The sequence below is a fragment of the Candidatus Hydrogenedentota bacterium genome, from assembly GCA_035416745.1.
GTDB lineage: Bacteria > Hydrogenedentota > Hydrogenedentia > Hydrogenedentales > SLHB01 > UBA2224.
Genome location: DAOLNV010000086.1, coordinates 1 through 23,606, shown reverse-complemented (window position 1 = coordinate 23,606; position 23,606 = coordinate 1). Strand labels below are relative to the sequence as shown.

The following is a 23,606-nucleotide window of genomic DNA, read 5'->3' as shown; positions in this document are numbered from 1 at the left end:
GGCTGTTGGAAACAGTGTACGAAGCGGTTCTTGCACGCGATTTGGAGGCCCGGGGCCTGCGCGTGGCACGGCAGGTTCCCATCCCCATCGAGCTTCGCGGCATCCGGTTCGACGAAGGGTTTCGTGCAGACCCTGTCGTGGAGAATAACCGTTCTTGTGGAACTCAAATCCGTGGAGAAGGTCACAAACGCGCACCACAAGCAGGTGTTGACCTGTCCACAGTTGACGGGTATCAGACTCGGCTATCTACTGAACTTCGGCGAGGCTTTGATGAGGGACGGCATTTCCCGCATCATAAACGGAGACGTTGAGTAGATTTCGCTTCGGCGGGCGCTCCATTTCCTCCGCGTCCTTTGTGCCTCTGTGTGAGTTTCCGCAATCGTCGTGTTATCCGATTTGGGAGCTCCCTATGCCTTGACAGATGTTCAGTATTTGGGTAAAATCCTGAAAAAGAATTCAGAAACGCGCCCCGAGGGTCACGGCTGCGGGGTCAGCAGGGCGCGAGGAGGCCGCATGGCAAAGGGATTGACGCGCCGTCAGGCAGATATACTGCATTTCATTGTCCGTTGCATACGCGACAACGGCATGCCCCCGACCATCGCCGAGATCGGGCGGCGGTTTAACATCTCTTCGACCAACGGTGTGAACGACCACCTCGTGGCCCTTGAGCGCAAAGGCTGCATCGAACGGACTTCCAAGGCCCGTTCGATCCGGGTGACGGGAGAAGGCGCGGCGGGCTTGTACGGGGCTGGCGCTACCATGGTGCCCTTGGTCGGCCGGATCGCGGCGGGCATCCCGATTCTGGCCGAAGAGAACATCGAGGACACCATCCCCGTGGCTCCGGCCCTGGGCGTCGAAGGCGGCTATGCGCTTCGCGTACAGGGAGATAGCATGATCGAGGACGGGATCCTGGAGGGGGACACGATCATCGTCGACCCCCAGCGCCGGGTTCGAAGAGGCGACATTGTCGTGGCGCTCGTGAATGACGAAGCGACCGTCAAACACTTTTATGCGCAGGGCGACATGGTGGAATTGCGCCCCGCGAACGCAGCCATGCAGCCGATCAGGGTCCCGGCGCGGGACGTGCAGGTCCAGGGCGTTGTGGTGGGATTGCAGCGCACCTTCGGGTGAGACGGCGGCGGGATACAAGGCACGCGGCAGCCCCCTGGGGAGCTGCCGCGGATTATTCGAAGCCGGACAGCCGGCTCACTTGCCTTTGAGTTCGACGACTGCGCCGACCGCCTCGAGCTTTGTCTTGATCTCTTTGGCTTCTTCTTCGCTGCAGTCTTCTTTAACGGGCTTGGGGGCGCCGTCCACGAGTTCCTTGGCTTCTTTGAGGCCAAGGCCGGTGATGGCGCGCACTTCTTTGATAACCTGGATTTTCTGCGAGCCCACTTCCTTGAGGATCGCGTCATATGCGCTGGGGCCTTCGTCGGCGGCGGCTTCGGCGCCCGCCGCGGCAGGCATAACGCCGGCCATCATCATGGGGGCTGCGGCCGTCACGCCGAATTTCTCTTCGAGGGCTTTGATCAGTTCGCTCAGTTCGAGCACCGAAAGCCCTGCGATCTCATCGATAATCGCTGTCAATTTGTCTGCCATTTCCTCGTAACTCCTGTCACGTTTACGCCGCTCGAGTTTCATGCGGCGGTTTCTGCAGTTTCTTCTTTCTGTTTGCGAATCTGGTCAAGCACATTGACCAGGTTGCGGGGTACGGCGTTGAGCACGCCCACGAAATTGCGCAACGGCGCGGCGATGGTGCCGACGACCTGCGCAAGGACCACCTCGCGCGGCGGCAGTTCGGCAAGGGCCTTCAGTTGCTCGAGCGAAACGACCTTCCCCTCGAGAATGCCGCCGTTCATCTTCACCGCGGGCACTTCTTTCTCAAAGTCCGCCAGGAGTTTGGCGGGCGCCACGGGGTCATCCGAAAACGCCCAGGCGATCGGGCCCTCGAGGTACCTCGCGGCGTCGGACAGGTTGAGCTCGTCCAACGCGCGTTTCGCCAGCGTGTTTTTGAAAACTTTGAACCCGACCTTGGCATTGCGCAGTTTCGCGCGCAAGTTAGTGGCCTGACTCGCGTTCATGCCGATGTATTTCGTCAGGATGACGATCTGGCTTCCTTCGATACGCTGCTTGATTTCGGCCACAGCTTCCACTTTTTCCAGCTTAGCCAAGAGCAGTCACCTCCCTTCTCTCGCCTCACAAAAAAATCCCGCACGGTCGAAGACGGTGCGGGACAGAATGCGTGTTCTGCTTCCGTCGTGCTCCGCTGTCTCGGCAGGCGATTTTTAAGGCCACCAGGGCCGCCGGCTGTCTTCGATGCGTACTGACACGAGGCGTTGATTCGATTCGAAAGACGCAGTGTAGCAAATGGGCGCCAGGCAAGTCAAACGCAGCTGCCCTAACCTGATTGCGCATCAACCTTTGACATCGTGCTGAGAGAGCCCGCCGCGCCGAACCGAGCGGAAGAGGGCGGCTTCCGGAAGTCCCGTGTAATACTGGAAAACCGCTTAAAATGAGTTTAAGTTGACAGAGGGCCGGTATTCTGGCAAGCTTACGGACTCTGTCCTGTGTTTTCCGCATTGCGGTTTGGGTGGAACTCGATCGAACAGTCACGGGGAATTCGCAAAGAGGAGGTGTGGCATGAAGAGGGCAGTGATTATCGCAATGGGGCTGTGCATGTTGTTGGGCGTTGTTTCGTTTCAGAAGAGCGCGGCGGCTGCCGCCAGCGCCAAGCCGATCAAGATTGGCGCTCTTTTTTCCGTCACGGGACCCGCATCGTTTCTCGGCGCTCCCGAGGAGAAGACGGTCAAGATGCTTGAGGAGAAGATCAACGCCGCGGGAGGGGTGTTGGGGCGCAAGATCCAGGTGATCGTGAAAGACACGCAGGGAAGCCCGGAGAAGGCGGTCTCGTTTGCCAAGCAACTGATTGAAGAAGAACAGGTTCTTGCGATCATCGGGCCCTCGACGACCGGCGAAACGATGCAGATCAAAGGGCTGTGCGAGGAGAACAAGATGATCCTGGTCTCGTGCGCGGCGGCCGAGTCCATCACGAACCCCGTAGCCAAGTACGTGTTCAAGACCCCGCAAAAAGACAGCCAGGCGGTCACGTGGATTTACAACATCATGAAGGACCTTGGCATCAGCAAGATAGCCGTCGTCACCAGCAACGATGGATTTGGCAACCAAGGCAAGCTGCAGCTCGAGGCGGCGGCCGCGGACCACGGCATCGAGATCCTGGTCAACGAAGTGTATGACAAGCAGGCGACCGACCTGACCGATATTCTGACCAAGGTCAAGGGTACGGCAGGGGTGCAAGCCGTGGTGAACTGGTCGATCGTGCCGGCGCAATCCATTGTGGCCAAGAATATGAAGCAGATCGGCCTGGATGTGCCGCTGTTCCAGAGCCACGGTTTTGGCAACCCGAAATACGTGGAACAGGCGGGCGTTGCGGCGGAAGGGACGCTGTTCCCGGCGGGCCGGCTCCTGGTGGTTGGTGAACTGCCCGACGACCACCCGCAGAAGGCGTTGCTGGCAGCCTATAAGAAGGACTACGAGACCAAGTACGAAGAGAACGTGAGCACGTTCGGCGGCCACGCATACGATGCGTTGACGGTCGTGGTGGAGGGCATCAAGAAGGCCGGTTCGATCGACCGCGACAAAGTCCGTGACGCCATCGAGAGCCTGAAAGGGTTCGCGGGCACGGCAGGGATTTTCAATTTCTCGCCGGAAGACCACACGGGGCTGGGTCTCGATGCCTTCGACATGATGACGGTAAAAGACGGCAAATTCAGTCTGTACAAGAAGTAGGCCGGAACGTCACGAACATAGGGTGACGCTACGGGGTATTGTAAAGAAGCCCCGGCGAAGCGAAGCCGGGGCTTCCTGCCACACGGGAATAGAATGAGACAAGGCGATCTCATACTGCAGTATTTTCTGTCCGGCATCACGAAGGGCAGTATCTATGCGGTCGTAGCCATCGGGTTCAACTTGATCTATAGCGCGACAGGCATTTTGAACTTCGCCCAAGGCGAGTTCGTCATGCTGGGCGGCATGGTGGCGGTTACCTTGGCTTTTTTCCTGCCGTTGCCGGTGGCGGTGGCGGCCGCGGTGTTGATCGTCGCGTTGGTGGGGGGCCTGCTTGAGCTGGTGTTCTTTCGCCGGTTGCGGCGGCACTCGCTGCTGCACATGGTGATCATCACGATCGGGTTGTCCATCGTCATACAGGAAGCCGCGTTGCACGTGTGGGACGAGAAGGTGCGGTCTCTTCCTTACTTCACGGGCAACGAGATCTCATCGGTCCACTTGTTCGGGGCGGCGATCTCGCCGCAAGTGCTGTGGGTGTTGGCCACGGTCGGGGTTACCGTCGTTCTTCTGCACGGATTCCTGAAGTACACGATGCGCGGCCGGGCGATGCGCGCATGTTCGTCGAATCCCGAGGCCGCCATGCTCGCCGGCATCAACATCCCGAACATGCGGACATTGTCCTTTGTCCTGAGCGCGGCGTTGGGCGCGATGGCCGGCTGCGTGATTTCACCGATTACGATGACCCACTATGAAATGGGCAGCGGGCTGGCGATCAAAGGCTTCTCCGCAGCCATCCTGGGCGGACTGGGCAATCCGCTGGCTGCCGTGCTGGGCGGGCTGCTGGTGGGGGTGTTGGAGGCATTCAGCGTGAGCGTACTGCCGGCGGCTTACAACGACGTGACGGCGTTCGCCATTTTGCTGCTGGTCTTGTTTGTGCGTCCGCACGGGCTGCTGGGCAGGCCCGCGGGCGAGAGTGTCAGGGAATTCTAGCGTGAAATTCAGGCCCATAATAGGAATCGTGGTGCTTATCGTCGCGCTTGTCGCAGCGCAGCTTATCCTCCGGGCGCTTGGCAAGGAATACTATCTCACGCAGCTCACGATGTCCCTCTATTACGCCATCGTCGTGGTCGGACTGTGTTTCGTGATGGGGTACGCGGGACAGGTGTCGCTGGGCCATGGGGCCTTCTTTGCCATCGGAGGGTATACCACGGCTGTGCTGACCACGTACGACTTCTCCCGGTTCCAGGCGGCCGTCTTGGGCCGCTGGCTGATGCAGGCCCGCGTATTCGTCGTGAAACAGGACTTGTATGGCAGCAACGTGCTGAACGTATCGCCGTGGGCGGCTTTTGTGGCCGCCATGGCGGCTACCGCCGTTGCCGCCTGCCTGATCGGCTATCCGGCGCTGCGGCTCAAAGGGCACTACCTTACGATGGCGACGCTGGGCTTCGGCCTGATCGTGTACAAGATCATTCTGGGCAGCACGATTACCGGGACCACGGACGGGATTGTGGGAGTACCGGAATGGTCGTTCGGCGGCGTTCTGGCCATCTCCGGCAAGAGCGCGGTGCGCGTCCAGAATTACTATATCGCGTGTGGTATCACGTTGGTGCTGATCGCCCTTTTGCGAAATCTGGTGCATTCCCGCGTGGGACGCGCGCTGCGCGCCATTCACGATCACGAAACCGCGGCGAATGCCATGGGCATCAACACGGCCCGGTACAAACTGAAAGCGTTTGTGGTCAGCGCGCTGCTTGCGGCGATGGCCGGGGTGTTGTTGACGCACTACACCGGCGGGATCAACCCCTCCGAAGCCAGCGCGCTGCGGTCGGTCCGTTACGTGGCGTTGGCGGCGGCCGGCGGTATGACGAACCTGTGGGGCGCGACCGTCGTGAGCACCGTCCTCAACTTCTTTTCGTTGCGCGGGTGGTTCGGCACTTACGACAATGCGGTGTTTGGAGCGATTCTCATCACGATCATTTCATTGGCGCCGGAGGGGCCGTTCAAGCCGCTGGGGCAGCTCATTCGCCGGTTGTCGGGGCGCTGGTTCGCGGGGGCAAGGAGCGAACATGGCGCTGCTTGAAGTAGAAGACGTGCGCCGGGCCTTCGGGGGCGTGGTCGCGGTGAACCACGTTTCGTTCGATGTGGACCAGGGCCAGATCAAGGCGATCATCGGCCCCAACGGCGCCGGAAAGACCACTTTGTTCAATGTGATTTCCGGCTTGCTCAAGTCGGAAACGGGCCGCGTGACTTTCAAGAGAAAGCACATCGGCGGGCTCAAGCCCTACCAGATCGCACAGGCGGGTGTGGCGCGCACGTTTCAGAATCCGAGCCTGTTTCTTCAGATAAGCGTGCTCGAGAACGTGATGGTGGGCCAACATTGCCGTACGCGGCGCGAGTTCGCCGGGTGCTGTTTGAAAACGCCGGGGCAACGCAGGGAAGAACGCGCCATTCGAGACGCGGCAATGGCGCGGATCGACTACGTCGGCCTCGCACGCTGCGCGTCGAGGATGGCGGGCGCGCTTCCCTTCGGGCAGCGCCGCATGGTCGAGCTCGCGCGTGCCCTGGCTACGAATCCGGACCTTCTGTTGCTGGATGAGCCGGCCAGCGGCCTCAATATGAGCGAGACCGACGAGCTCGGAGAACTGATACGCAAGATCCGGGACTCCGGGACCACCGTTCTCCTGGTCGAACACGACATGTCGCTCGTCATGGACATTTCGGACGAGATCCTTGTGCTGGACAACGGCGCCGTGATCGCTGAAGGCCCGCCGGCAGCCATCCAGAACGATCCTCATGTGATCGCGGTGTATTTGGGCAGCGATTTTACGCATGATACTGCAAGTCAAAAATCTTAGATGCGGCTACGGCAGCCTCGAGGTGGTGCGCGGCATCAGCCTGCACGTCTGCGCGGGGGAGATTGTCGGGCTTCTGGGCGCCAACGGGGCGGGGAAAACCACCCTGTTGAAGGCCTTGGCGGGCCTGCTTCGCCCGTGGCGCGGCGAAATCCTGGTCAACGGTCGCCACGCCCAGGGACTGCCCGCCTGGCGCTGCGTGAGCAATGCGATGGCGCTTGTTCCAGAAGGCCGCCAGATCTTCGCCGACATGACGGTGCGCGAGAACCTGCTCATCGGCGGCTACCACAACCCTTACCGGCGCATGGACATCGAGGTGGTCCTCGAACGTTTCCCCCGGCTGGCCGAGCGCATCCACCAGTTGGGGGGCACGCTTTCCGGAGGGGAACAGCAGATGCTGGCGCTGGGCCGCGCATTGATGGCGCGGCCTAAGATGCTGCTGCTCGACGAACCGTCGATGGGGCTTGCCCCCATGGCGGCCAAAGAGGTGTTCGCGGAGATCGTGAAGATGAAGGACCTCGGGGTCACCGTGTTTCTGGTCGAGCAGAACGCCGCGGCTACGCTCGGGATCGCGGATCGGGCCTACGTGATGGAAACGGGCGAGATCATCCTCGAGGGGGAATCCCTCGAACTCATGCGCAACTCGGGGGTGAAGCGGGCCTACCTCGGCAAAGGATACAAGGAGGTCTGGGAATGAAGGTTTTTGACCGGCGGTACGAGATGATGGCTCGAGACGAGCTCGAGCAGCTCCAGCTCGAGCGGCTGCAGGCGCTTCTCGCCCGCCTGAAACGGAACGTCCGCCGATATCGCGAGCGGATTGGCAACGTCTCGGCCGAGTCGCTCGAAGACGTCGACCGGCTGCCTTTCACTACGCCCGAAGATCTGGCCGAGGGGTTCCCCTATGGCATGTTCGCGCTGCCCCTGCGCGAGGTTGTCCGGCTCCACCCCGCTCTTGGGTTCCGGGGCAAGCCGTTGGTTATGGGTCATACGCGCAACGACCTTGCCCTGTGGGGGCGGCTGGTGGCGCGCCAGCTCGCCGCCAGCGGCGTGACCCCGAACGACGTCATCCAGGTCTGTCTCGGCAGCGGGGTATACCGGGGCGCTTCGGGGTATGTCATGGGCGCGGAGACGATCGAGGCTTCGGTCATCGCCGAAGAACCGTTCCACATCGATTCGCAGTTGGCCATGCTGCAGAGTTACCGGCCCACCATGCTCGTCACCACGCCGGACAACGCCCGCGAACTCATGGAGGCAATGGACCGCCGCCGCATCGATCCCCCCTCATTCCATCTGCGAACCGTCCTGTTGTCCCGGCCCGTCACGCCTGAGGCGCGCCAGGCATTCGAGGCCGGGCTGCTGGTCTCTGTCCGGTGTAATTTCGGCATCGAGGAGGTGCTGGACCCGGGGTTCTGCATCGAGTGCGACCAGGGGCATTTTCATGTGAACGAGGATCAGTTCCTTGTCGAGACGAAAGACGGAGAGCTCGTGGTCACCACCCTGGGGCGTGAAGCCGTGCCCTTGTTGCGTTACCGTACGCGGCTCGCCTGCACGATCCGCCGCGAGAAGTGTCCGTGCGGGCGCACGGGTGCCATTCTTGAGCCGGGTCCGCGGCTCGATGGGCGGCTCCGGGTGCGCGAAGCGCCGCTGTATGAGTGCCAGATCGCTGAGGTACTTGCTCAGACCCGTGCCGCGGGGCACCGGTTCCACGTCGAAGTCGCCGAGCGGCACGTCGTCGTCGCCATCGAGATGAGCAGCCAGCTGTTCAGGGACGTGATATGGATGCTCACGGACCTGCAGAACGAGATCCAGGACGAGTTCAAGACCCGGCTTGGCCTCGACGCCGATATCCGTCTGATTACTCCCAGAGGCAACGCATGAATCAGAGGCGCTGCCGGAACCGGCGCCAGCGGGCAGAGGAGCGCCGGCCCGGGTGCGGTCCGGCTCCGCTTCGCCTGGTCTGATTGTCGGCCCGCGCGCACCTTCACTCCACATCGAGTGACGCTTCGTGTACCATGGAGCCGCGCACCGGTTTGCGCAAGAAACGCCCACGGAAAGAAAGGTCCCTTCATGCCACAAGAGACGGCCGCCTTCACGGCGCTTCACGAAGCCATCGCCGCTATTCCGCTTGTAGACACCCACGAACACCTGCCCGACGAATCCACCCTGACCGGCCGCAGCTGGAGCTTCTTCGATTTCTTCGAGCATTACGTCTCGTCGGACCTGGTGTCCGCGGGCATGTCGCGCGAGGCACTCGAGAAAATGCGCAATCCGAGCAGCGGGTTGTCGTTGGAAGAGCGCTGGGGACTCATGGCCCCGTATTGGCCGTTCGTCAAGACCACGGGTTACGGACAGGCCATGACCGCCTACATGGCTGACCTGTTCGGCATCGGCGATATCAACGAGCGCACCTATGCGGAATTGTCGCGCCGGATCAACGAGGCCCGAAAACCCGGATGGTACCGCACCGTCCTGAAGGACAAGGCAAATATCGAATGCAGCCTGGTGATTACGTGGCCTGGCCAACCCGTGGCGGTCGACAAGGCCTTTTTCCGTGCCGTTCCGATACTGGACCATTACGCGATTCCCGGCACACGCGCGGAACTCGAGCAGCTCGAACAAGAATCCGCGCGCAGCATCCAGACCCTCGACCAGTTGCTTGCCGCGCAGGAAGCCGCTCTGGACGCATTCTTCAAACAGGGCATCGCCGCCGTCAAGATCTTCCTGGCCTACCGCCGCACGCTCCGATTCGACCGCGTCAGTAAAGCCGAGGCCGCGCGCGCATTTGACCGCATCTGGTTAAGCCAGAGCCAGGAACTCGCGTTCGAGGACCTCAAGCCGCTTCAGGATTTCATGACCCGGACCCTGATCGAACGTGCCACCGGACGCAACCTGCCCATTCAGATCCACACAGGGTTGCAGGAGGGCAACGGCAACTACATCGCCAACAGCGACCCCACGCTGCTCGCCAACGTCATCATGGAATACCAGGACGCGCGGTTTGACCTTTTCCACGCGGGATATCCGTTTACGGGCGAGCTGGCCACGATGGCGAAGTATTTCGCCAACGTCTATGCCGACTTGTGCTGGGTCCAGGCCATTTCCCCTCATGTTTTCAAGCGCACCCTGCACGAATGGCTCGACACCATCCCCGCCAACAAGATCTTCGCCGCCGGGGGCGACTCCAATTATGTCGAGGGAGCGTATGGCCACTGCGCCATCGCCCGGCGCCTTGTGGCTGAAGTGCTGGCAGAACGGATGGCGCAAGGGACACTGGATCAGGCGCGGGCGATGTGGCTCGCCGGACGCCTTCTGCGCGAAAACGCCAAGGCATTCTTCAGGTTGTGATTGGCCTGAGGGACGGTCAAGCGCCCTGGTTCGCCGCGAAGAGGAACAAGGGATAGTAGGGACGGGGGAAGCCCGCGTGTGTCCGTCTCTGTGCGCTTACCGGTTTCGGACGCCCTTCAAGGCTTCGCGAACCTTATCGATAACGGACTGGTTGACGTGAAAGATTTCGGGGCGTCCTTCGACGGTGGCGAACCGCAGGTAGGTCTGGTCGGGGACGGCAGCTCCGATGCGGAACGGCCCGGCTGTTGCGGTCTCGCCGCTTTCGCTGGCCGTCTCGACGGTCAAGATCATGAGGGGACTGTCCAGGCCGTAGGGGGCCAAGTCTGCCGGGGTTTCGGAAGCGGCCATGCCGGAGGCGTCGACCCGGGCAACCGCTTCCACAAGCGCCTTGGCGTCGTCTTGGCTGTCCCAGATCTTTTCGGCGGGCTGCTCGACGTTCCAGCGGCGGTCTTTTGTGAATGCGTAGTCGACGTCTTCGAACCGGAGTGCGACGCGCTTCACGGCGTCCGGGGCAATCTCAAAGATGCGCTTCTCGCGGAAATCGAACAGTTCGCGCGTGATGGCGGCGGCGTGTTGCGTGGGCACTAGGGTGATCACCCCTGTGTCGAGAGTCGCATAATTCATTTTCTTGTCTTCGGTGGTCTTGCCGATCCTGATCAGCACGGGCGCGTTGTCGTTTTCGAACGCCAGCTTCAACATGACGGCGGGCTTGTCAAGCCCCGCATCGACGATTGAAATCGGCGGGAAGGATTCGCCGCGGATCTTCAACAGGGTCGAAATGAAACCCGAGACCATCTCCTGGTCAGCCGCTTCCTGGACCGGCTGGGTGATGCGCCAACGCTTCTGGTCGTCCTTCTCGAGGGTGAGGTTCACATCCCCTGCCTGGTAATCGACGCGTTTGAGCGCCAATGCGCTGCGGGACAGCAGGCGGTTCTCGCGATATGCGTCGGGCGTCTTGGGGAAATAGCCGTAAATGGCGCCGTCGATCTGAAACACCGTTGGGGCATCGGCCCGTTTCGCGAACAACATATCCTTGTCGCCTGTGCGGGTTCCTCCGCCGATATACAAGGTCTGGGGCGCGCTGCCGCCTCCCGAATAGACGGTGATGCGCGCGCCGGGGGGATTCAGGAAGAAGTCATCGAGGTTCTCGGGTGCGTCCACGTATTCTTGTCCGACCGCGAACTGGAGTTCTTTGGCCAGGCCCAGCACCAACGCGTTGTTTGCGTTGGCCTCGAACGGTTCGAGCATGCGCCAGTCGTTTTCGCCGGCCTGCTGGACGACGACCTTGCCCAGTTCCTCGATTGGGTAGGCGCCCTGTGGTTTGGGCGCGTTTTCCTCGGGCTGGCGGATTCTGACGAACTCGATGCGGGTAATGCCTTCCGGGCCCACGTTGAAAATGTAGCGCTGCCGCAGGTCGAGCAGTTGCCGGTTCAATTGCGCATACTGGTTGTGAGGCGTCAGAATGACCGCGCCGCCGTCGACCTGCGCGTAGCGGTTGACTTGCATGGGCCCTATCTTGCCGAAGATTACCCGGTGCGATTGGCCGTCCTCCGTGTTGAACTCGATTTGGAGACGGGGGTCGTTCAGTTCATACGGAGCGAGGTCTTTGGGCGATTCTTCGATGGTGCGTTCGCGATGCAATTCGGCCAGGTTGACGGCGATTTTGGTCCAGACCTCGTTCTGCGCGTCGAGTTCGTGCGGCTCGACAATGCGCCAGAGGCCGCCGCCTTCCGTAACGCCGACAGTCGGGCTGCGGTCCTCAACTTGAATAGACACTCTGCGCAGGGCTTCCGGTTCGAAATCGAAGACGCGCCCGGCGGCAGCCGTGGCCTGGCGGCTGCTTTCTTCGTGGCGCAGCATCATCCAGTATGCGCCGCACAGCACCGCGAAAACCGCAAGCAGCGCTATGGCGGCACGGTGGCTCATTGATACTTTCTCCGCAGCGCGAACGTTGCGATTGCAATGATAATAATCGTTTGAAACGCGCCGAGGATCGTGATCCACGCGATGGCCCGTTCCTCGTTCACCGTGAGCTGCAGCGGCGGATCTTCCTGCCGCGCGGGACGCACCCCGACCAGGTCCTCGTTCTCGGTCAGCCACGCCAGGCTGTTCAAGAGGAAATTCCAATGGCCGACCACACGGATTCCGTCGTTGGAGATGAAATCCTGGTCTCCCACCGCGACGATACGGGTGTCGAGCGTGCGTTCCGTGTCCGCCATCTGGACGTCGGTGGCGGCCGTCACGGCAGCGGCAGCGCCGAAGGGGCCCTTCAAGTCCTGGTCGTCGGGATTGGCCCGCTTTTGTTCGAACAGCAGGTCCAGATTGGTTTCGGCCCAGGTGCCGGGCAGGGTATAGAGGAGGGTTTCTCCCGCTACGCCTTTGGGCAATTCGGGAAGCAGATTGACGCTGCGCGACAGCGAAAACATCATGTTCTGGTCGAATCCCCGCGTGATAAGATGCGATTCGTTGTACGAGCCCCGGCGCGGAATGTCGGGCGCGCTGATTCCGATGAGCCCGAAATCCGGCGTGAAAACCGACAGAACCATCTCCTGCGTGGTCTTGGCGCGCGAGAGAATGATGTCCGTTCCAATATCGATTCCGTAATCTTGACGCAGCATGGGAAGAAAGTGTTCGACGCCTCTCGAGACGATTCGCCATGGTTCGAGGAGAACGAGCATGCGGCCCCCTCGCTTCAGGTAGTCTTGAATCGCTTTCACCTCGGGCAATTGCAGGTCGCCTTTCGGGCCGTTGATCACCAGCACGCTGCAGTCCGAGGGGATCTGCGGATCGAGCACGTTCAGGGTGAATTCCTCGACCACATACGATTCTTCTTTAAGGCGGGCGGACAGCTCGGACATGCTGGCCAGGGACGGTTCGTCGTGGCCCGAAAGAAAATACAGCTTTGGCTGGGAGTCACGCGCCACATAGATCAGGGCCTGCGTGAACGCGCCCTCTTCGAGACGGTCGTTGACGTCGGAGAAATTGATGACCCGCTCGCGCGTGCCGCACTTGAGCACCAGCGCGCCCTGAGGCGAGAGATTCGAGAGCTGCAGGCTTTCCTTCTTGAGTATGTCCAGTTCGGGGTCAAAAAACTCGATACGCAGGTTCGAGGTGTGCATCTGGCAGCGGTCGAGAAAACGGCGTGTTTTCTCGCGGCGGATTTGAAGGTCCCGGTCGCCGACCCTCTTGAAGATTCCGAATACCGCCACCTCCTTGTCCAGCCCGCGGAGCAATTGGACGGTTTGCTCGCTGAGGGGCTTGCGGCCCTCGCGCGTGAGGTCCCACGAATAGCCGGCGTGTTTCACGAACGCGAACAGGACAACGCAGATGCCGAGGAACGCGAGAGATGCCACGATGGCGTTCACCGCGTTGACGGTTCTCCCTCGTTCGAAGGACTCGACCATGTTGCTGATGCCGATGCCGATCCACGCAAGGGCGCAGAGCATTCCGAAGCACAAGGGCATCAGCACGGCAAACGAGAACGGTTCGCGTTTGAACACCACCACGTTCAGGGCGATGGCGAGGCCCGCCAGCGCAAGAATTCCAAAGAGAAGACGCACGTTCTTCATCGGTTCAGGTCCTCCACAACCGCGTTTCGAGGACCCGGAACGTCAAGAAGAGCCAAAAGGCCGAGAACAGGACATAATAGAGGATATCTTCAGGTTGAAAGATTCCTTGGGCCATGTCCTGCGCGTGAACATCGAGGGGCAGCTCCGTGGCAATGGCCCGGAACACGCTGAATGCGAAATTCGCGGCCGTCTGCGCCCAGGAAGGCCAAGCCTCCGGCAGAGGGATCGCGTCGGGAAGGTCCTTGCTGAGCGAGCCAAGCACGTAGGAGACAAACCACAAGCCAAAGGTTGCGGTGCCCGCCGTGACCTGGTTGCGCGTGATGGAGGAGACAAACAGCCCCATGCTGAGGAAGGCCGCGCCCATCAGAAAGACCGTCACGACGCCGAATCCCAGCACGGCCGGCTCGACGTAGGGCACAAAATACCATACAACGCCCATTTGAACGGACACCACTGCCATCATGACCAGCAGCATGCCGAGGGCCGCGCCGTACTTGCCGAAAATGATCTCGGCGTTGCGAAGAGGATACGTCAACAACAATTCGGCGGTTCCCCGGTTTTTCTCCTCGGCCAGCAGCCGCATGGTCACCAGGGGACCGATGAACATGATGAGCAGGCCGCAGAAGACGAGAAACGGGCTCAGCAAGTTCTCCTCGAAATCCGGCACGCCTACGTAGCCGTATGCTGACGGCGTAAGAGTCGCCCGCGCATAGCCGAGGAAGGATGCCGCGAACCCGAGCCCTGAGAGCACAGCGAACACGCCGACCACCACGTAGCCCACCGGGGTAATGAAATAGCTCAGAAACTCGCGTTTGCATACGGCCCAGGTGTTTCTCATGGGGCGTCTCCCTCGTCGGCCCCGATGGCCTCGATGAAGACGTCCTCCAGGGTGCGCGTGCGTTCGCGGAGGTTCTCGACCCCGTGATTCGCTCGGACCAGCGCCGCGGTGAGCAGCACGCCCATGCGGTCATCGGGGTCCGTCGTGATGCGGTAGCGGCCTTTTGTCTCGGCCGCCACGTCGCGTACGCCATGCACTTGGGACAGCGTGATGCGGACGGCGGTTTCGTCGCCCAGGATGTCCGCGTCGAAAATGCGTTTGTCTCCGCTGACGCCCGCGAGGTTTTCCATGCTGTCTTGGGCAACAATGCGGCCGCGGTTGATGATCACGACCCGCTCGCAGACCATGGCGACTTCGGGAAGGATGTGCGTGCTGAGAAGTACCGTGTGCTCGTTGGCCAGAGACTTGATCATCTCGCGAATCTCGATGATCTGCCGCGGGTCGAGTCCGACGGTGGGTTCGTCGAGGACCAATACGGGAGGGTTGCCGATAAGCGCCTGGGCCAGGCCCACGCGTTGCCGATAGCCCTTAGACAAATTGCCGATGGTCCGCCCGGCCATATGCGCCAATCCGCAACGTTCCATTACGCGGGAGACCTCGTGAGACCGTTTCTTGCCTCTAAGCCCTTTTATTTCCGCAACATATGCCAGGAATCGGCGCACAACCATTTCGCGGTACAGCGGCACGTTCTCGGGGAGATAGCCCACGCGCCGCTTTACCTCGATGGGGTGTTGGTTGATGTCGTGCCCAGCAATCTTCGCCGAGCCGCGGGAAGCCCAGGTAAATCCCGTGAGGATGCGCAAGGTAGTGGTCTTGCCGGCCCCGTTAGGTCCCAGGAACCCGATGATCTCGCCGGCCCCCACCGAGAACGATACGTCCTCGACGGCAGGAATCTGCCCATAGTACTTCGTGATACCGGTCAATTCGATCATAAAACGGTCAACGCCCCGGGGACGATACATTTCTCCTCCCGCTGTATACTCTGAAAGGCATTCCAGTTTCAAGCGGCGAGCGCCGGATTGCTCTGCTCATGCGCTGCTCGAAATCGGGCATCCCCGCCCCCATACCCCGGCGGGGCGCCATTTCTTGGCATGAACCCGGCACCTTTTTCCTTGTTTGAAACAGCGCAAACTATGAAATCCTCAAACCGTTCCTGGCCTGCCTGTATATAGCAACTCATTTATTTGAAAGTAGTTACACAGAAGTCGTTGCCGAACCCCGCTGCTGGCATGGTAGATGCTTCACGAAGGAAGGCATCGAAGCACTGCCACACACCCGAACGAGGTTGAACAAATGACCGTACAATGTTGTGTCTGCAAACAGATTCGCGTCGGCAAACGGTGGTGTGAACCGCGCGGCGCGTTGCTGCCGGATGAGCCCGTCAGTCACGGATACTGTCCCACATGCGCCGCGCAAGCTTTTGCCCAGCTTCGTCGTGAAGAGCAAGCGGCGGGTTCTTGCCGTCTGGCCTCCGTCGCGCAGTCCGCACTTTCCTGATTGCGGGACTTCCGTCTGGATTGTCCTGACCAGTCTGCGGGAACTTTCGGCATATGCGGGGAATTCATAGGCAGCGTGGAGGTGTGTCCGGCTGAAGGCGGCCGCCCCCTTTTCGTGGTCTTCTGTGTAAGAACAGGAATTTCTGGCTGCCGCCCACGCGTCCCCTTGCTGAATAAACGAACTCTCAACAACATGCGGGAAGAAGAAGAGCCGGACGCGTCAATAATCCTTGAACAGAAAGGTTGTCGTATCATGTTCGGTGACTGGGTACAGTTGTATGCGGCATTCGGGCTTATCGGCGCCATGATGTCGCTGTTGGTGATTGGCGAAGAGCTCACCACCAAACACAAGAAACGCTTTTTCAATTTCAATGTGGGGGACATAATAGACGCGGTGTATCATCGCCAGCACCGCGACGTGCATAGTTTTGTCGAAGGCATATCATTCCGCACGGTCGTGGTCACCCTTACGGCGTTTGGGCTGGGCGGTCTGCTGCTCACCTTTCTCCTGCTGCGGTTCCATGTGAAATCGCTGGCGCTGCTCATCGGGGCCGTGACCTTTGCAGTGGACATCTGGCTGGCCCACCGGCGTGAAGTGCGGGAGGCGCAGAAGCGGCGGTGGACCCCGCAGGACGCCGTGGGGCGGGTCGCTCCCGTCACCATTACCATTCCTGGAGGCGGAATCGGTTCGGGAGCTGTCGCCCTGCGTTTCGTTGCGGACGAAGACGAGGAGCCGGTGATCTTTCAGGCCATCACCCACGAGCAAGGCCTTCCCCGCGGCCGTTACGCGTATGTGGTGCGCGCCGTCGCGGACGACACGGTCGAGGTAAAAGCCGCGCCGCCGCCTCCGAACGGGACGGGCGCCGCTACGACGGCATCTCCTCCGCCGATGTCCCGCAATTGATACAGCGCCGTGGTGTATTGACACGCGCGAGGGGTGACGCATGTCACGGCGTGAAGAACGAAACCCGTTGAGATGAGCGGCCGGGTTCTCGAATGATTGATATAATCCGCGAAGACCGTTACCATAGGCGTGGGGGACGTGGCGTTCGCTTTCCCAGGGAGACGGGTCTTTCCAGCAAGCGAAAAGGATTCTACGGGATGGTATGCTCATACGCGCGGACGCTGGGTCTTCGGGGATTGCTTCTGTTCGGAGTGCTCGTCTGTGCCGCCTTGAGCCATGCCGAGATGGGGAATCAAGAGGGAGACAGCGCGGCATCGGCTCCCGAAGCCCTGGGCGCCGGCACGGAAGAGCTCTCGAAATGGTTCGTGGTCTTTGGCATGGCGAACGTGCAGCCACGGCTGGAGGCTTCCGAGGCGCAGATCGACCGCCAGATCAACGGCATTTTCGGGAAGCTTCTCCCGCGCTGGGAAGAGCCGCGGACGTTTCTGGATTGGCGTGACGAACTCCGTCTGTGGGACGTGCACGCCGGTTTTGGCCGCGAGCTGAGCCCGAAGTGGGTGTGGATGTGTACGTTCGGAGGGTCTCTCGGGACCGTGCGCAATGAGGATCGCTATTATCCCTTGGGCATCCCCGCGATGTTTCACGTAGATTTCTCGCGGAAATTCTGGTTTGCTTCGACGGGGATTTTGTATTACCCGTGGGGCCAGTCGGTCTACGAGCCGAGCGAGGGGGCGATGGAACGTTTCCGGCGTTCGCTGAGAGGGACGCGGCCGTTCGTGGGCGGCATTGGGGCATACCTGGACCTGAGCACGGAAGCAGTCGTGAAAATTGATCTCCCCCTTACCAGTTTCGATCCCCGAATCGTGGAAAAGCAGCGCACAAAGCCGTTCTATTTCAGTCCGCGCGCCGGCGTGGATGTGCCGCTCACCAAGCAAGACGATCTGGTGCTGGCGGCAGGATACTTGTTCTTCTGTGAGAACAGCGACGATCTCAACAACTGGTCGTTCTATGTGCTCTACAAACACCGGTTCAAGTCGTCCTCACACGGCTGATAACGGAGTATCGTGATTCCATGCGTTGACGGCGCGCCGCCGGGTGTATCATGAAAACTTGGCGGCCTTGACGCGCCCGTGCGTCCGGGGCCACCGGTTGAGGCGAGAAGCCGGCGATGTGGACAAAAGTCTTCGTCCTGATATGGGTCTCCTTGAGCATGGCGCTCGGGGGAGGCATAAGCGTGGCCCTTTACCGCTTGCTCTTTTATCCAAGGACACCCGGAGTGATGGGAGCGGTCGCAAGCGGCATTATGGGGACGATGATAACCACGGCTCTGTTCATCAACCTGCTTCTGTTGCTCTTTTATGATGCATTTGGGCCCCCATATTACGTCCCACGCTTCGGAGTCGCGTTTACGTTTGTATGTGCCGCCATGGGTGCATCAGAAGTGCTGTACTTCCACATAGTCTCTCGCCGCCGCCGCGAAAAGAGGGAGGAGCAGACGGAGCAGACGGAATCAGAGGCGGGCGGGAACCATCACTAGGAGGCGTCCGCGCTGCCTTGACCGGCGAGGGCGCCGATCCCACACGGGCGGCCCCACACGGGCGCGACCCCTTACGCCAGCCATTCGTCGAGATGCCGCTTGACGAAAGCGTCGTCATTCAGATGGGGGTAGGCGTTGTATACGCGGTCGATTTCGCGGCTCTGTCCCGGGGAAAGGACCTCTTTCGGGTTGAGGCATCGGGTGGCAGCCATCAATCCCTGGCGCGCCAGCACCTCGTGAATGCCCGCAATGCATCCGGCAAATGCGTTGGCGGCGTCGAAGAAGGCCGCATTGCAGTCGGTGACCTCGGCCGCCTGAGTCAGCATCTCCTCGGGAACGCCGGATGCCGCCTTCACGATGGCGTGGCACTGGTTGAGCTGTGCGACCGCGGTCCTGGTCCAGCATGCCCAGTGGCCCAGCAAACCGCCTGCGATGCGGGCGGCCACGGTTTCCGCGCCGACGCGGACGTGGTAGGGAGTGAGCAGGTCCACGATGATGTTGTCGTCGTTGCCGGTGTACAGGGCGATATCTCCGGCCCGGCCGGCTTCAGCCACGCCGCGCACTACGTCGAACGTTTGGTACCGGTTAAACGGGGCCATCTTGATGGCCACGACGTTCTCGATTTCGGCGAATTGACGCCAGAAACCCGCGGGCAAGAGGCGTCCGCCGACAGCGGGCTGCAAGTAGAATCCCATGAGCGGCATGAGCTCAGCCACAGCTCTGCAGTGGGCGATCAGCTCCGGCACGGTTTCTTGTTTCAACGCCGCGAGACTGAGCAGGCCGGCGTCGTAACCGGTTTCCTTGAGAAACGCCGCTTCCTCGAGTGCCTGGGGCGTCTTGCCGCAAATGCCGCCCACCAGGACGACCGGGCGTCCGAGGGACGCGGCGCACGCATCGGCGGTTTCCTTCGCGAGCTCGAGCACCGGCTTGAACAGGCCGTGCTGGGGCTGGCGAATCTCGAACTGCGTGGTGTGGACCCCGACCGCCAGGCCGCCCGCGCCCGCGGCGCAGTAGTAGCGTGTCAGGGCGCGCTGATGCCGCTCGTCGAACGCCCCGTCTCTGGTCAAGGCCAGTGGGTGCGCGGGAATCACCGTGCCCCGGCGAACGATGTCGAGAACCTCTTGGGACGGCATTGGATTGGCCATGTCAGAACTTCCCATCGCGGGTTTCGTAATGGGTCGGTTTGCCGAGGCTTGCTCCGCCGCTCGCCACCCAGTACGCCACCCACTCGATCATCTTGTCGACACTCACCTGCGGATATCCGAACAGTTTGTGGCAGGGCGCCGCGTTGTTCAGCAGCGCGTTCGGCGATTCCTCGCCCACAATTCTTGGTTCCTTGCCCATGAGCTTCCCGAGCCGGCCGGCCATCCAGCGGATCGAGACTGTTTCGGGTCCGGCGACGTTCAAGATGCGCGCGGGGGACTCTGCCAACCCGAAACACTGGAGAGCGACGTTGCAGACGTACCCCTGCCATACGACGTTCACATGGCCCATCGAGACGTCGACCGGCACGCCGTTCCAGACCTTCGTGGCGACATCGTGGACAATGCCGTAGCGCAGCTCGGCGGCGTAGTTGAGCCTGAATTGCAGCACTTTGGCGCCCTCGTGGTTCGCGACGTAGTCGAACATGCGTTCGCGCCCGAGCGTGGTCATGGCGTACTCGCCCAGCGGGGCCGTGGGCGTCTCCTCGGTCGCGCCGCCGCTGCCTACCGGCAGAAACGGATAAATGTTGCCGGAAGAAAAGGACACGATGCGCGATTTCTTGTAGCGCTGCGCGCACAGTCCCGCGAGATAGGTGTTGATGGCCCACGTGTTCCACTCGGTGCCGGTCGAACCGAACTTGAGACCGACCATGTAGAGCACGTTCTCGGCGTCCGGCAACTGCTCGAGCACGCCCGGCTTCATGAGGTCCGCCTTGTGGGTTTCGACGCCGAGCTTGTCGAGTTTCTTCCGCACCTCATCGGCGGGGAATGTGTCTACGCCGATGACCCTGCGCTTGACGCCCGATGCCTTGACGGCGCGCGTTGCCATGCGGGCCATGGTATGCCCGACCTTGCCGCCCGTCCCGAGAACGAGCAGGTCACCCTTGAGTTTGCCCATGAAATCGATCAGCCCGGGGGCGGGCGTCGACAGCAATTCATCGAGTTCCGTTTCGTTCGTGATGGGTTTGATGGAGGTATTGACAACGGCTGGCTTCTTTTGCGCGCGTCTCTTGGCAGGCATGAGAATCCCCTTTGATTTTCCTGGTAATAGAAACAGGCCCATTCTGCCATACGCCGTGCGGGTGTGCAATCGACCCGCGCGAAGAGGGGCAAAGTCTATCGCATGATCCGAGGCCGGCCCGCGTCTGCCGCGCAGCCAGGCGGGCCGGCCCCGATGGTCCTGCGTCGCGTTTTCTAGTACCTCACGCCCATGAGATGGCAGAGGATATACCGGTCTAGTTCCTCGTAGTCGCGCGCCTTGATGAGCTGTGCCTCGAGCTCGCGATCGAGGGTGACGACCTTGTCGAGCAGCATCTTGAACGTGTTGAGGCTGTTGGCAAGGTGTTTCATCGACACGTTCTGCTTCTGGGTGCGCATGGTCTTGACATCGAGGCCGACCCATTCTCCTTTGCGGCCGTAACCGTATTCTTCGAGCACGCGCACCTGGTTGAACGCACGGCGGAGGTTATAGGAGCCGAACGACTTGTCTTGGTCGAATTTGAGGCCGCCCTGGTCGTTAAGGTGCACGCTCCACAGCTTGTCGTGGGCGAGCGCGTAGCCCATGTCGTCTGACGGGTCGAGTCCGGCGAGAATTGAGTGAGCGGTTTCGACCAGTACGCCCATGCGCGCGGGGTCGCAGGTCATATAGCCGAGTCCCACGGCGTGGCCGATGGTCGAGATGATGGCGCTGTCCATGGGCTCGTTGGGTTTGGGTTCGACGAGGATCTTCAGTTTGGGATCGTAATTGAGGAAAATGTTGAACGCCTCGACGATTTGGAGCACTTGTTTGCGGGCGCTCTTCGCTTCGCGGATGTACGTGCCTTCGCGCGCCAGCCACATGACCACCCACGACGCATCGAGCGCGTTCTTGATGTCGATGCAGACCTTGGTCCGGTCGATGGCGTATTTGCGGTCGCGGGGGTTGTTGTTGGTGTAGGCGCCATCGATCGTTTGCGGGGCGAACCACATGCGCGGCGCAACGAACTCGGCCTTGAGGCCTTCGTCGTCGAGTCTGCGCTTGATCGCCTTCGCTTCCTTCATGATTTGTGAATGGGATTTGCTGTCGAGATTCGGCACGACATCGTCATCGTGAAACTGGATGCCGTGAAACCCCATTTGCTTCGCGGCCCTGAACTTCTTGGCCATGGCAATGGGGAGGCGCACCTGCGGCCCGAACGGGTCGGCGCCTTCGTCGATATTCCATGGGCCAAATGAAAAGCGGTACTTGCCATTGGTCTTCGGCATGGCGATCTCCTCCATCCGCACGGCGCCGCGGCGCTGCGAGACAACGCAGCGCACCGGCTTCCCCATACGTGTTGTTACACCATTAAGGAGGTGTCAGGATACGGCGCGGCCAGCCCGTTTGCAAACTGCCCATGCCCGCCGCAGGAGCTGGCGAACCCGGGGGATTGCGTGATAGGCTCGTCAGGGCGCATATGATCCGCGGCACGCATGCGGCAAGCGAGGAAAACGGTGGGACCGGCCATGCTGAACAAGGAAGATGTGAACATAATCCGCCAACTGGCAAAACGGGTGGCCGAGGCCGCCGCGCTGCCGGTGCAGGAGGAGAAGCGCGCCCTCTGGCGCAGATTGAATGCGCTCGACCCGGTACGGCCCATGGTGATGATTGACCAAGTCGCCTGGAACGAAATCGACAGCGAAGAATTGGCGCTGCGATGCACGGACCCGGAGTGCCGCGGGTACGAAGCCGGCCTTCGCCGCACCCTGTACCAATGGAACCATTTCCGGGCCGACATGGTGGTCGAACCGTTCATTCGGGTGCCCAAGGCCGTCCACAATTCCGGATTCGGCGTCACCGTGCGGGAAGATACTGTCGCTACCGACCCCGCCAACGACGTGGTGGGCCACCGGTACATGAACCAGTTTCAAACCGAGGACGATTTGGAGAAGATCCAAACGCCCGAGATCGCCCACGATCCCGGCGAGACCGCGCGCCGTCTGGCCGTTGCCCACGAACTCTTCGTCGGGCTCCTCGAGGTCCGGCCCTGGGGTATTGACCCCTATCTCTCGTACTGGGACCCGATCAGCACGTGGATGGGCGTCGAGAACGCGCTGTTTGCCTTGATCGAGCGGCCGGACTACATGCACCGGCTCGCCGCCCGCATGAGAGACGGGTATCTGTCCATGCTCGACCAGTTGGAAATGCAAGGCTTGCTGTGCCAGCCACAGAGCCTGATCCACTGCACCGGCGCCTATACCGACGAACTGCCCGCGCCCGGTTACGATCCTGAAAGGCCGCGCACCAAAGACCTCTGGATGTTCGGTCTCGCGCAGATGTTCTCGACCGTCTCCCCCCAGATGTTTCGGGAGTTCGAAGTGGACTATATCGCGCCTGTCTGCGCGCGTTTCGGGCTGGTGTACTATGGGTGCTGCGACCCGCTCGATGGCAAGATGCACGAAGTGCGCATGATTCCCAACGTCCGCAAAGTTTCGATGAGCCCGTGGGTCGATGAAGAGCGCGGCGCGGCCGAGATCGGCGGCGATTTTGTTTACTCGCGCAAACCCAATCCGGCCCTGCTCGCCGACAGCACGTTCGACCCGGCGCTGGTGCGCGCTCACCTGACGGCTACCCGAAAGGCCTGCGAGAAACACGGCTGCGCCCTCGAGTTCATCTTGAAGGACATCAGCACGGTCCGCTACGAACCCGAACGCCTCTCGGCATGGGCCGAGATTGCCATGGACGTCGCGGGGGAATAGGGAGATTGTCATGATAGTCAAAGCGGACAAGGCTGAGCGACTGAGGGATGACGATGTTTCGGGCCTTCAGCCCGGGGGATACGAGGGAATCCCGTTCCCCAGGCCTTCAGCCTGGGCTGGTATGTTCCGCGCCGTTGGCGCGGAAGATGGGGAAGCCGTAGGGCGGGCGCATGTTTCGCGGCGTTGGCGCGGAAGAAGGGCGGGCTAACCGGAGTCTGGGAATCGCATGGCGCTGTCCCCGGTTTCGTCTGTGCTTGCGCGGCGATTTGACCGGCGCTTTTCTGTTGACTTGGACACGTGCTGTGCCTCTTCATTTCACCTGAGCGCTTTTCTGCGGCGTCC

General features: G+C 61.1%; 21 protein-coding genes and 1 pseudogene. 13 read left to right on the top strand and 9 right to left on the bottom strand.

Translation table 11 applies throughout. The features are described from left to right. Positions 1-315 (top strand): annotated as a pseudogene (locus tag PLJ71_19105) (GxxExxY protein). 198 nt (positions 316-513) lie between these two features. Next, positions 514-1,131, top strand: a complete 618-nt coding sequence (gene lexA, locus PLJ71_19100; protein HQM50800.1) for a transcriptional repressor LexA — start codon at positions 514-516, stop codon at positions 1,129-1,131. 75 nt (positions 1,132-1,206) lie between these two features. On the opposite strand, the gene rplL is transcribed toward lexA, so the two are convergent. Together rplL and rplJ are read right to left on the bottom strand one after the other, a co-directional pair. After that, complete coding sequence (gene rplL / locus PLJ71_19095; protein HQM50799.1) at positions 1,207-1,599, bottom strand: 50S ribosomal protein L7/L12; 393 nt, start codon at positions 1,597-1,599, stop codon at positions 1,207-1,209. Positions 1,600-1,637: 38 nt separating this feature from the next. Beyond that, entirely contained in the window at positions 1,638-2,171 is a 534-nt protein-coding gene (rplJ, locus tag PLJ71_19090) for a 50S ribosomal protein L10 (protein HQM50798.1), read from the bottom strand. Positions 2,172-2,640: 469 nt separating this feature from the next. Here rplJ and PLJ71_19085 point away from each other — a divergent pair, with 469 nt between their 5' ends. From PLJ71_19085 to PLJ71_19055, 7 genes are all read left to right on the top strand, one after another. Beyond that, positions 2,641-3,807: an ABC transporter substrate-binding protein gene (locus PLJ71_19085; GenBank protein HQM50797.1), complete on the top strand. Its 1,167-nt coding sequence runs from the start codon at positions 2,641-2,643 to the stop codon at positions 3,805-3,807. A 93-nt stretch (positions 3,808-3,900) separates the two neighbouring features. Next, complete coding sequence (locus PLJ71_19080) at positions 3,901-4,794, top strand: branched-chain amino acid ABC transporter permease (protein HQM50796.1); 894 nt, start codon at positions 3,901-3,903, stop codon at positions 4,792-4,794. Between the two features lies 1 nt (position 4,795). Then, the gene (locus PLJ71_19075) at positions 4,796-5,884 is read left to right on the top strand and encodes a branched-chain amino acid ABC transporter permease (GenBank protein HQM50795.1); all 1,089 of its coding nucleotides are present in this window, start codon (positions 4,796-4,798) and stop codon (positions 5,882-5,884) included. Next, the gene (locus PLJ71_19070) at positions 5,871-6,659 is read left to right on the top strand and encodes an ABC transporter ATP-binding protein (protein ID HQM50794.1); all 789 of its coding nucleotides are present in this window, start codon (positions 5,871-5,873) and stop codon (positions 6,657-6,659) included. The genes PLJ71_19075 and PLJ71_19070 overlap by 14 nt, the downstream gene beginning before the upstream one ends. Further along, positions 6,634-7,353, top strand: coding sequence for an ABC transporter ATP-binding protein (locus PLJ71_19065; protein ID HQM50793.1), 720 nt, complete (start codon positions 6,634-6,636; stop codon positions 7,351-7,353). The genes PLJ71_19070 and PLJ71_19065 overlap by 26 nt, the downstream gene beginning before the upstream one ends. Beyond that, positions 7,350-8,534, top strand: a complete 1,185-nt coding sequence (locus PLJ71_19060; protein HQM50792.1) for a hypothetical protein — start codon at positions 7,350-7,352, stop codon at positions 8,532-8,534. Before PLJ71_19065 ends, PLJ71_19060 begins: the two co-directional genes overlap by 4 nt. A gap of 189 nt (positions 8,535-8,723) precedes the next feature. Beyond that, positions 8,724-10,001, top strand: a complete 1,278-nt coding sequence (locus PLJ71_19055; protein ID HQM50791.1) for an amidohydrolase family protein — start codon at positions 8,724-8,726, stop codon at positions 9,999-10,001. Between the two features lie 96 nt (positions 10,002-10,097). Here the strand turns inward: PLJ71_19055 and PLJ71_19050 are convergent, their stop codons facing one another. From PLJ71_19050 to PLJ71_19035, 4 genes are read right to left on the bottom strand one after another with little or no spacing between them, the layout of a single operon-like run. Next, entirely contained in the window at positions 10,098-11,927 is a 1,830-nt protein-coding gene (locus PLJ71_19050; protein HQM50790.1) for a DUF4340 domain-containing protein, read from the bottom strand. Continuing rightward, the gene (locus tag PLJ71_19045; protein HQM50789.1) at positions 11,924-13,570 is read right to left on the bottom strand and encodes a GldG family protein; all 1,647 of its coding nucleotides are present in this window, start codon (positions 13,568-13,570) and stop codon (positions 11,924-11,926) included. Before PLJ71_19045 ends, PLJ71_19050 begins: the two co-directional genes overlap by 4 nt. 4 nt (positions 13,571-13,574) lie before the next feature. After that, on the bottom strand, positions 13,575-14,408 hold the full coding sequence (locus PLJ71_19040; GenBank protein HQM50788.1) for an ABC transporter permease subunit: 834 nt from the start codon (positions 14,406-14,408) through the stop codon (positions 13,575-13,577). After that, entirely contained in the window at positions 14,405-15,370 is a 966-nt protein-coding gene (locus tag PLJ71_19035; protein HQM50787.1) for an ABC transporter ATP-binding protein, read from the bottom strand. Before PLJ71_19035 ends, PLJ71_19040 begins: the two co-directional genes overlap by 4 nt. Positions 15,371-16,157: 787 nt before the next feature. Between PLJ71_19035 and PLJ71_19030 the strand changes: the two genes are divergently transcribed. The 3 genes from PLJ71_19030 (at position 16,158) to PLJ71_19020 (ending at position 18,345) form a co-directional block, all read left to right on the top strand. After that, complete coding sequence (locus PLJ71_19030; protein ID HQM50786.1) at positions 16,158-16,808, top strand: hypothetical protein; 651 nt, start codon at positions 16,158-16,160, stop codon at positions 16,806-16,808. A 197-nt stretch (positions 16,809-17,005) separates the two neighbouring features. Beyond that, entirely contained in the window at positions 17,006-17,860 is an 855-nt protein-coding gene (locus tag PLJ71_19025) for a hypothetical protein (GenBank protein ID HQM50785.1), read from the top strand. Between the two features lie 116 nt (positions 17,861-17,976). After that, positions 17,977-18,345: a hypothetical protein gene (locus PLJ71_19020; GenBank protein HQM50784.1), complete on the top strand. Its 369-nt coding sequence runs from the start codon at positions 17,977-17,979 to the stop codon at positions 18,343-18,345. Positions 18,346-18,416: 71 nt separating this feature from the next. Here PLJ71_19020 and PLJ71_19015 read toward each other — a convergent pair whose 3' ends face one another. The 3 genes from PLJ71_19015 to PLJ71_19005 all read right to left on the bottom strand — a co-directional run bounded on the left by PLJ71_19015 (position 18,417) and on the right by PLJ71_19005 (position 21,791). Continuing rightward, positions 18,417-19,490: a dihydrodipicolinate synthase family protein gene (locus tag PLJ71_19015; protein HQM50783.1), complete on the bottom strand. Its 1,074-nt coding sequence runs from the start codon at positions 19,488-19,490 to the stop codon at positions 18,417-18,419. A gap of 1 nt (position 19,491) precedes the next feature. Further along, entirely contained in the window at positions 19,492-20,568 is a 1,077-nt protein-coding gene (locus PLJ71_19010; protein HQM50782.1) for an NAD-dependent epimerase/dehydratase family protein, read from the bottom strand. A gap of 173 nt (positions 20,569-20,741) precedes the next feature. Next, on the bottom strand, positions 20,742-21,791 hold the full coding sequence (locus PLJ71_19005; protein ID HQM50781.1) for a TIM barrel protein: 1,050 nt from the start codon (positions 21,789-21,791) through the stop codon (positions 20,742-20,744). A 240-nt stretch (positions 21,792-22,031) separates the two neighbouring features. Between PLJ71_19005 and PLJ71_19000 the strand changes: the two genes are divergently transcribed. Further along, entirely contained in the window at positions 22,032-23,264 is a 1,233-nt protein-coding gene (locus tag PLJ71_19000) for a hypothetical protein (protein HQM50780.1), read from the top strand. Positions 23,265-23,606: the final 342 nt, after the last annotated feature.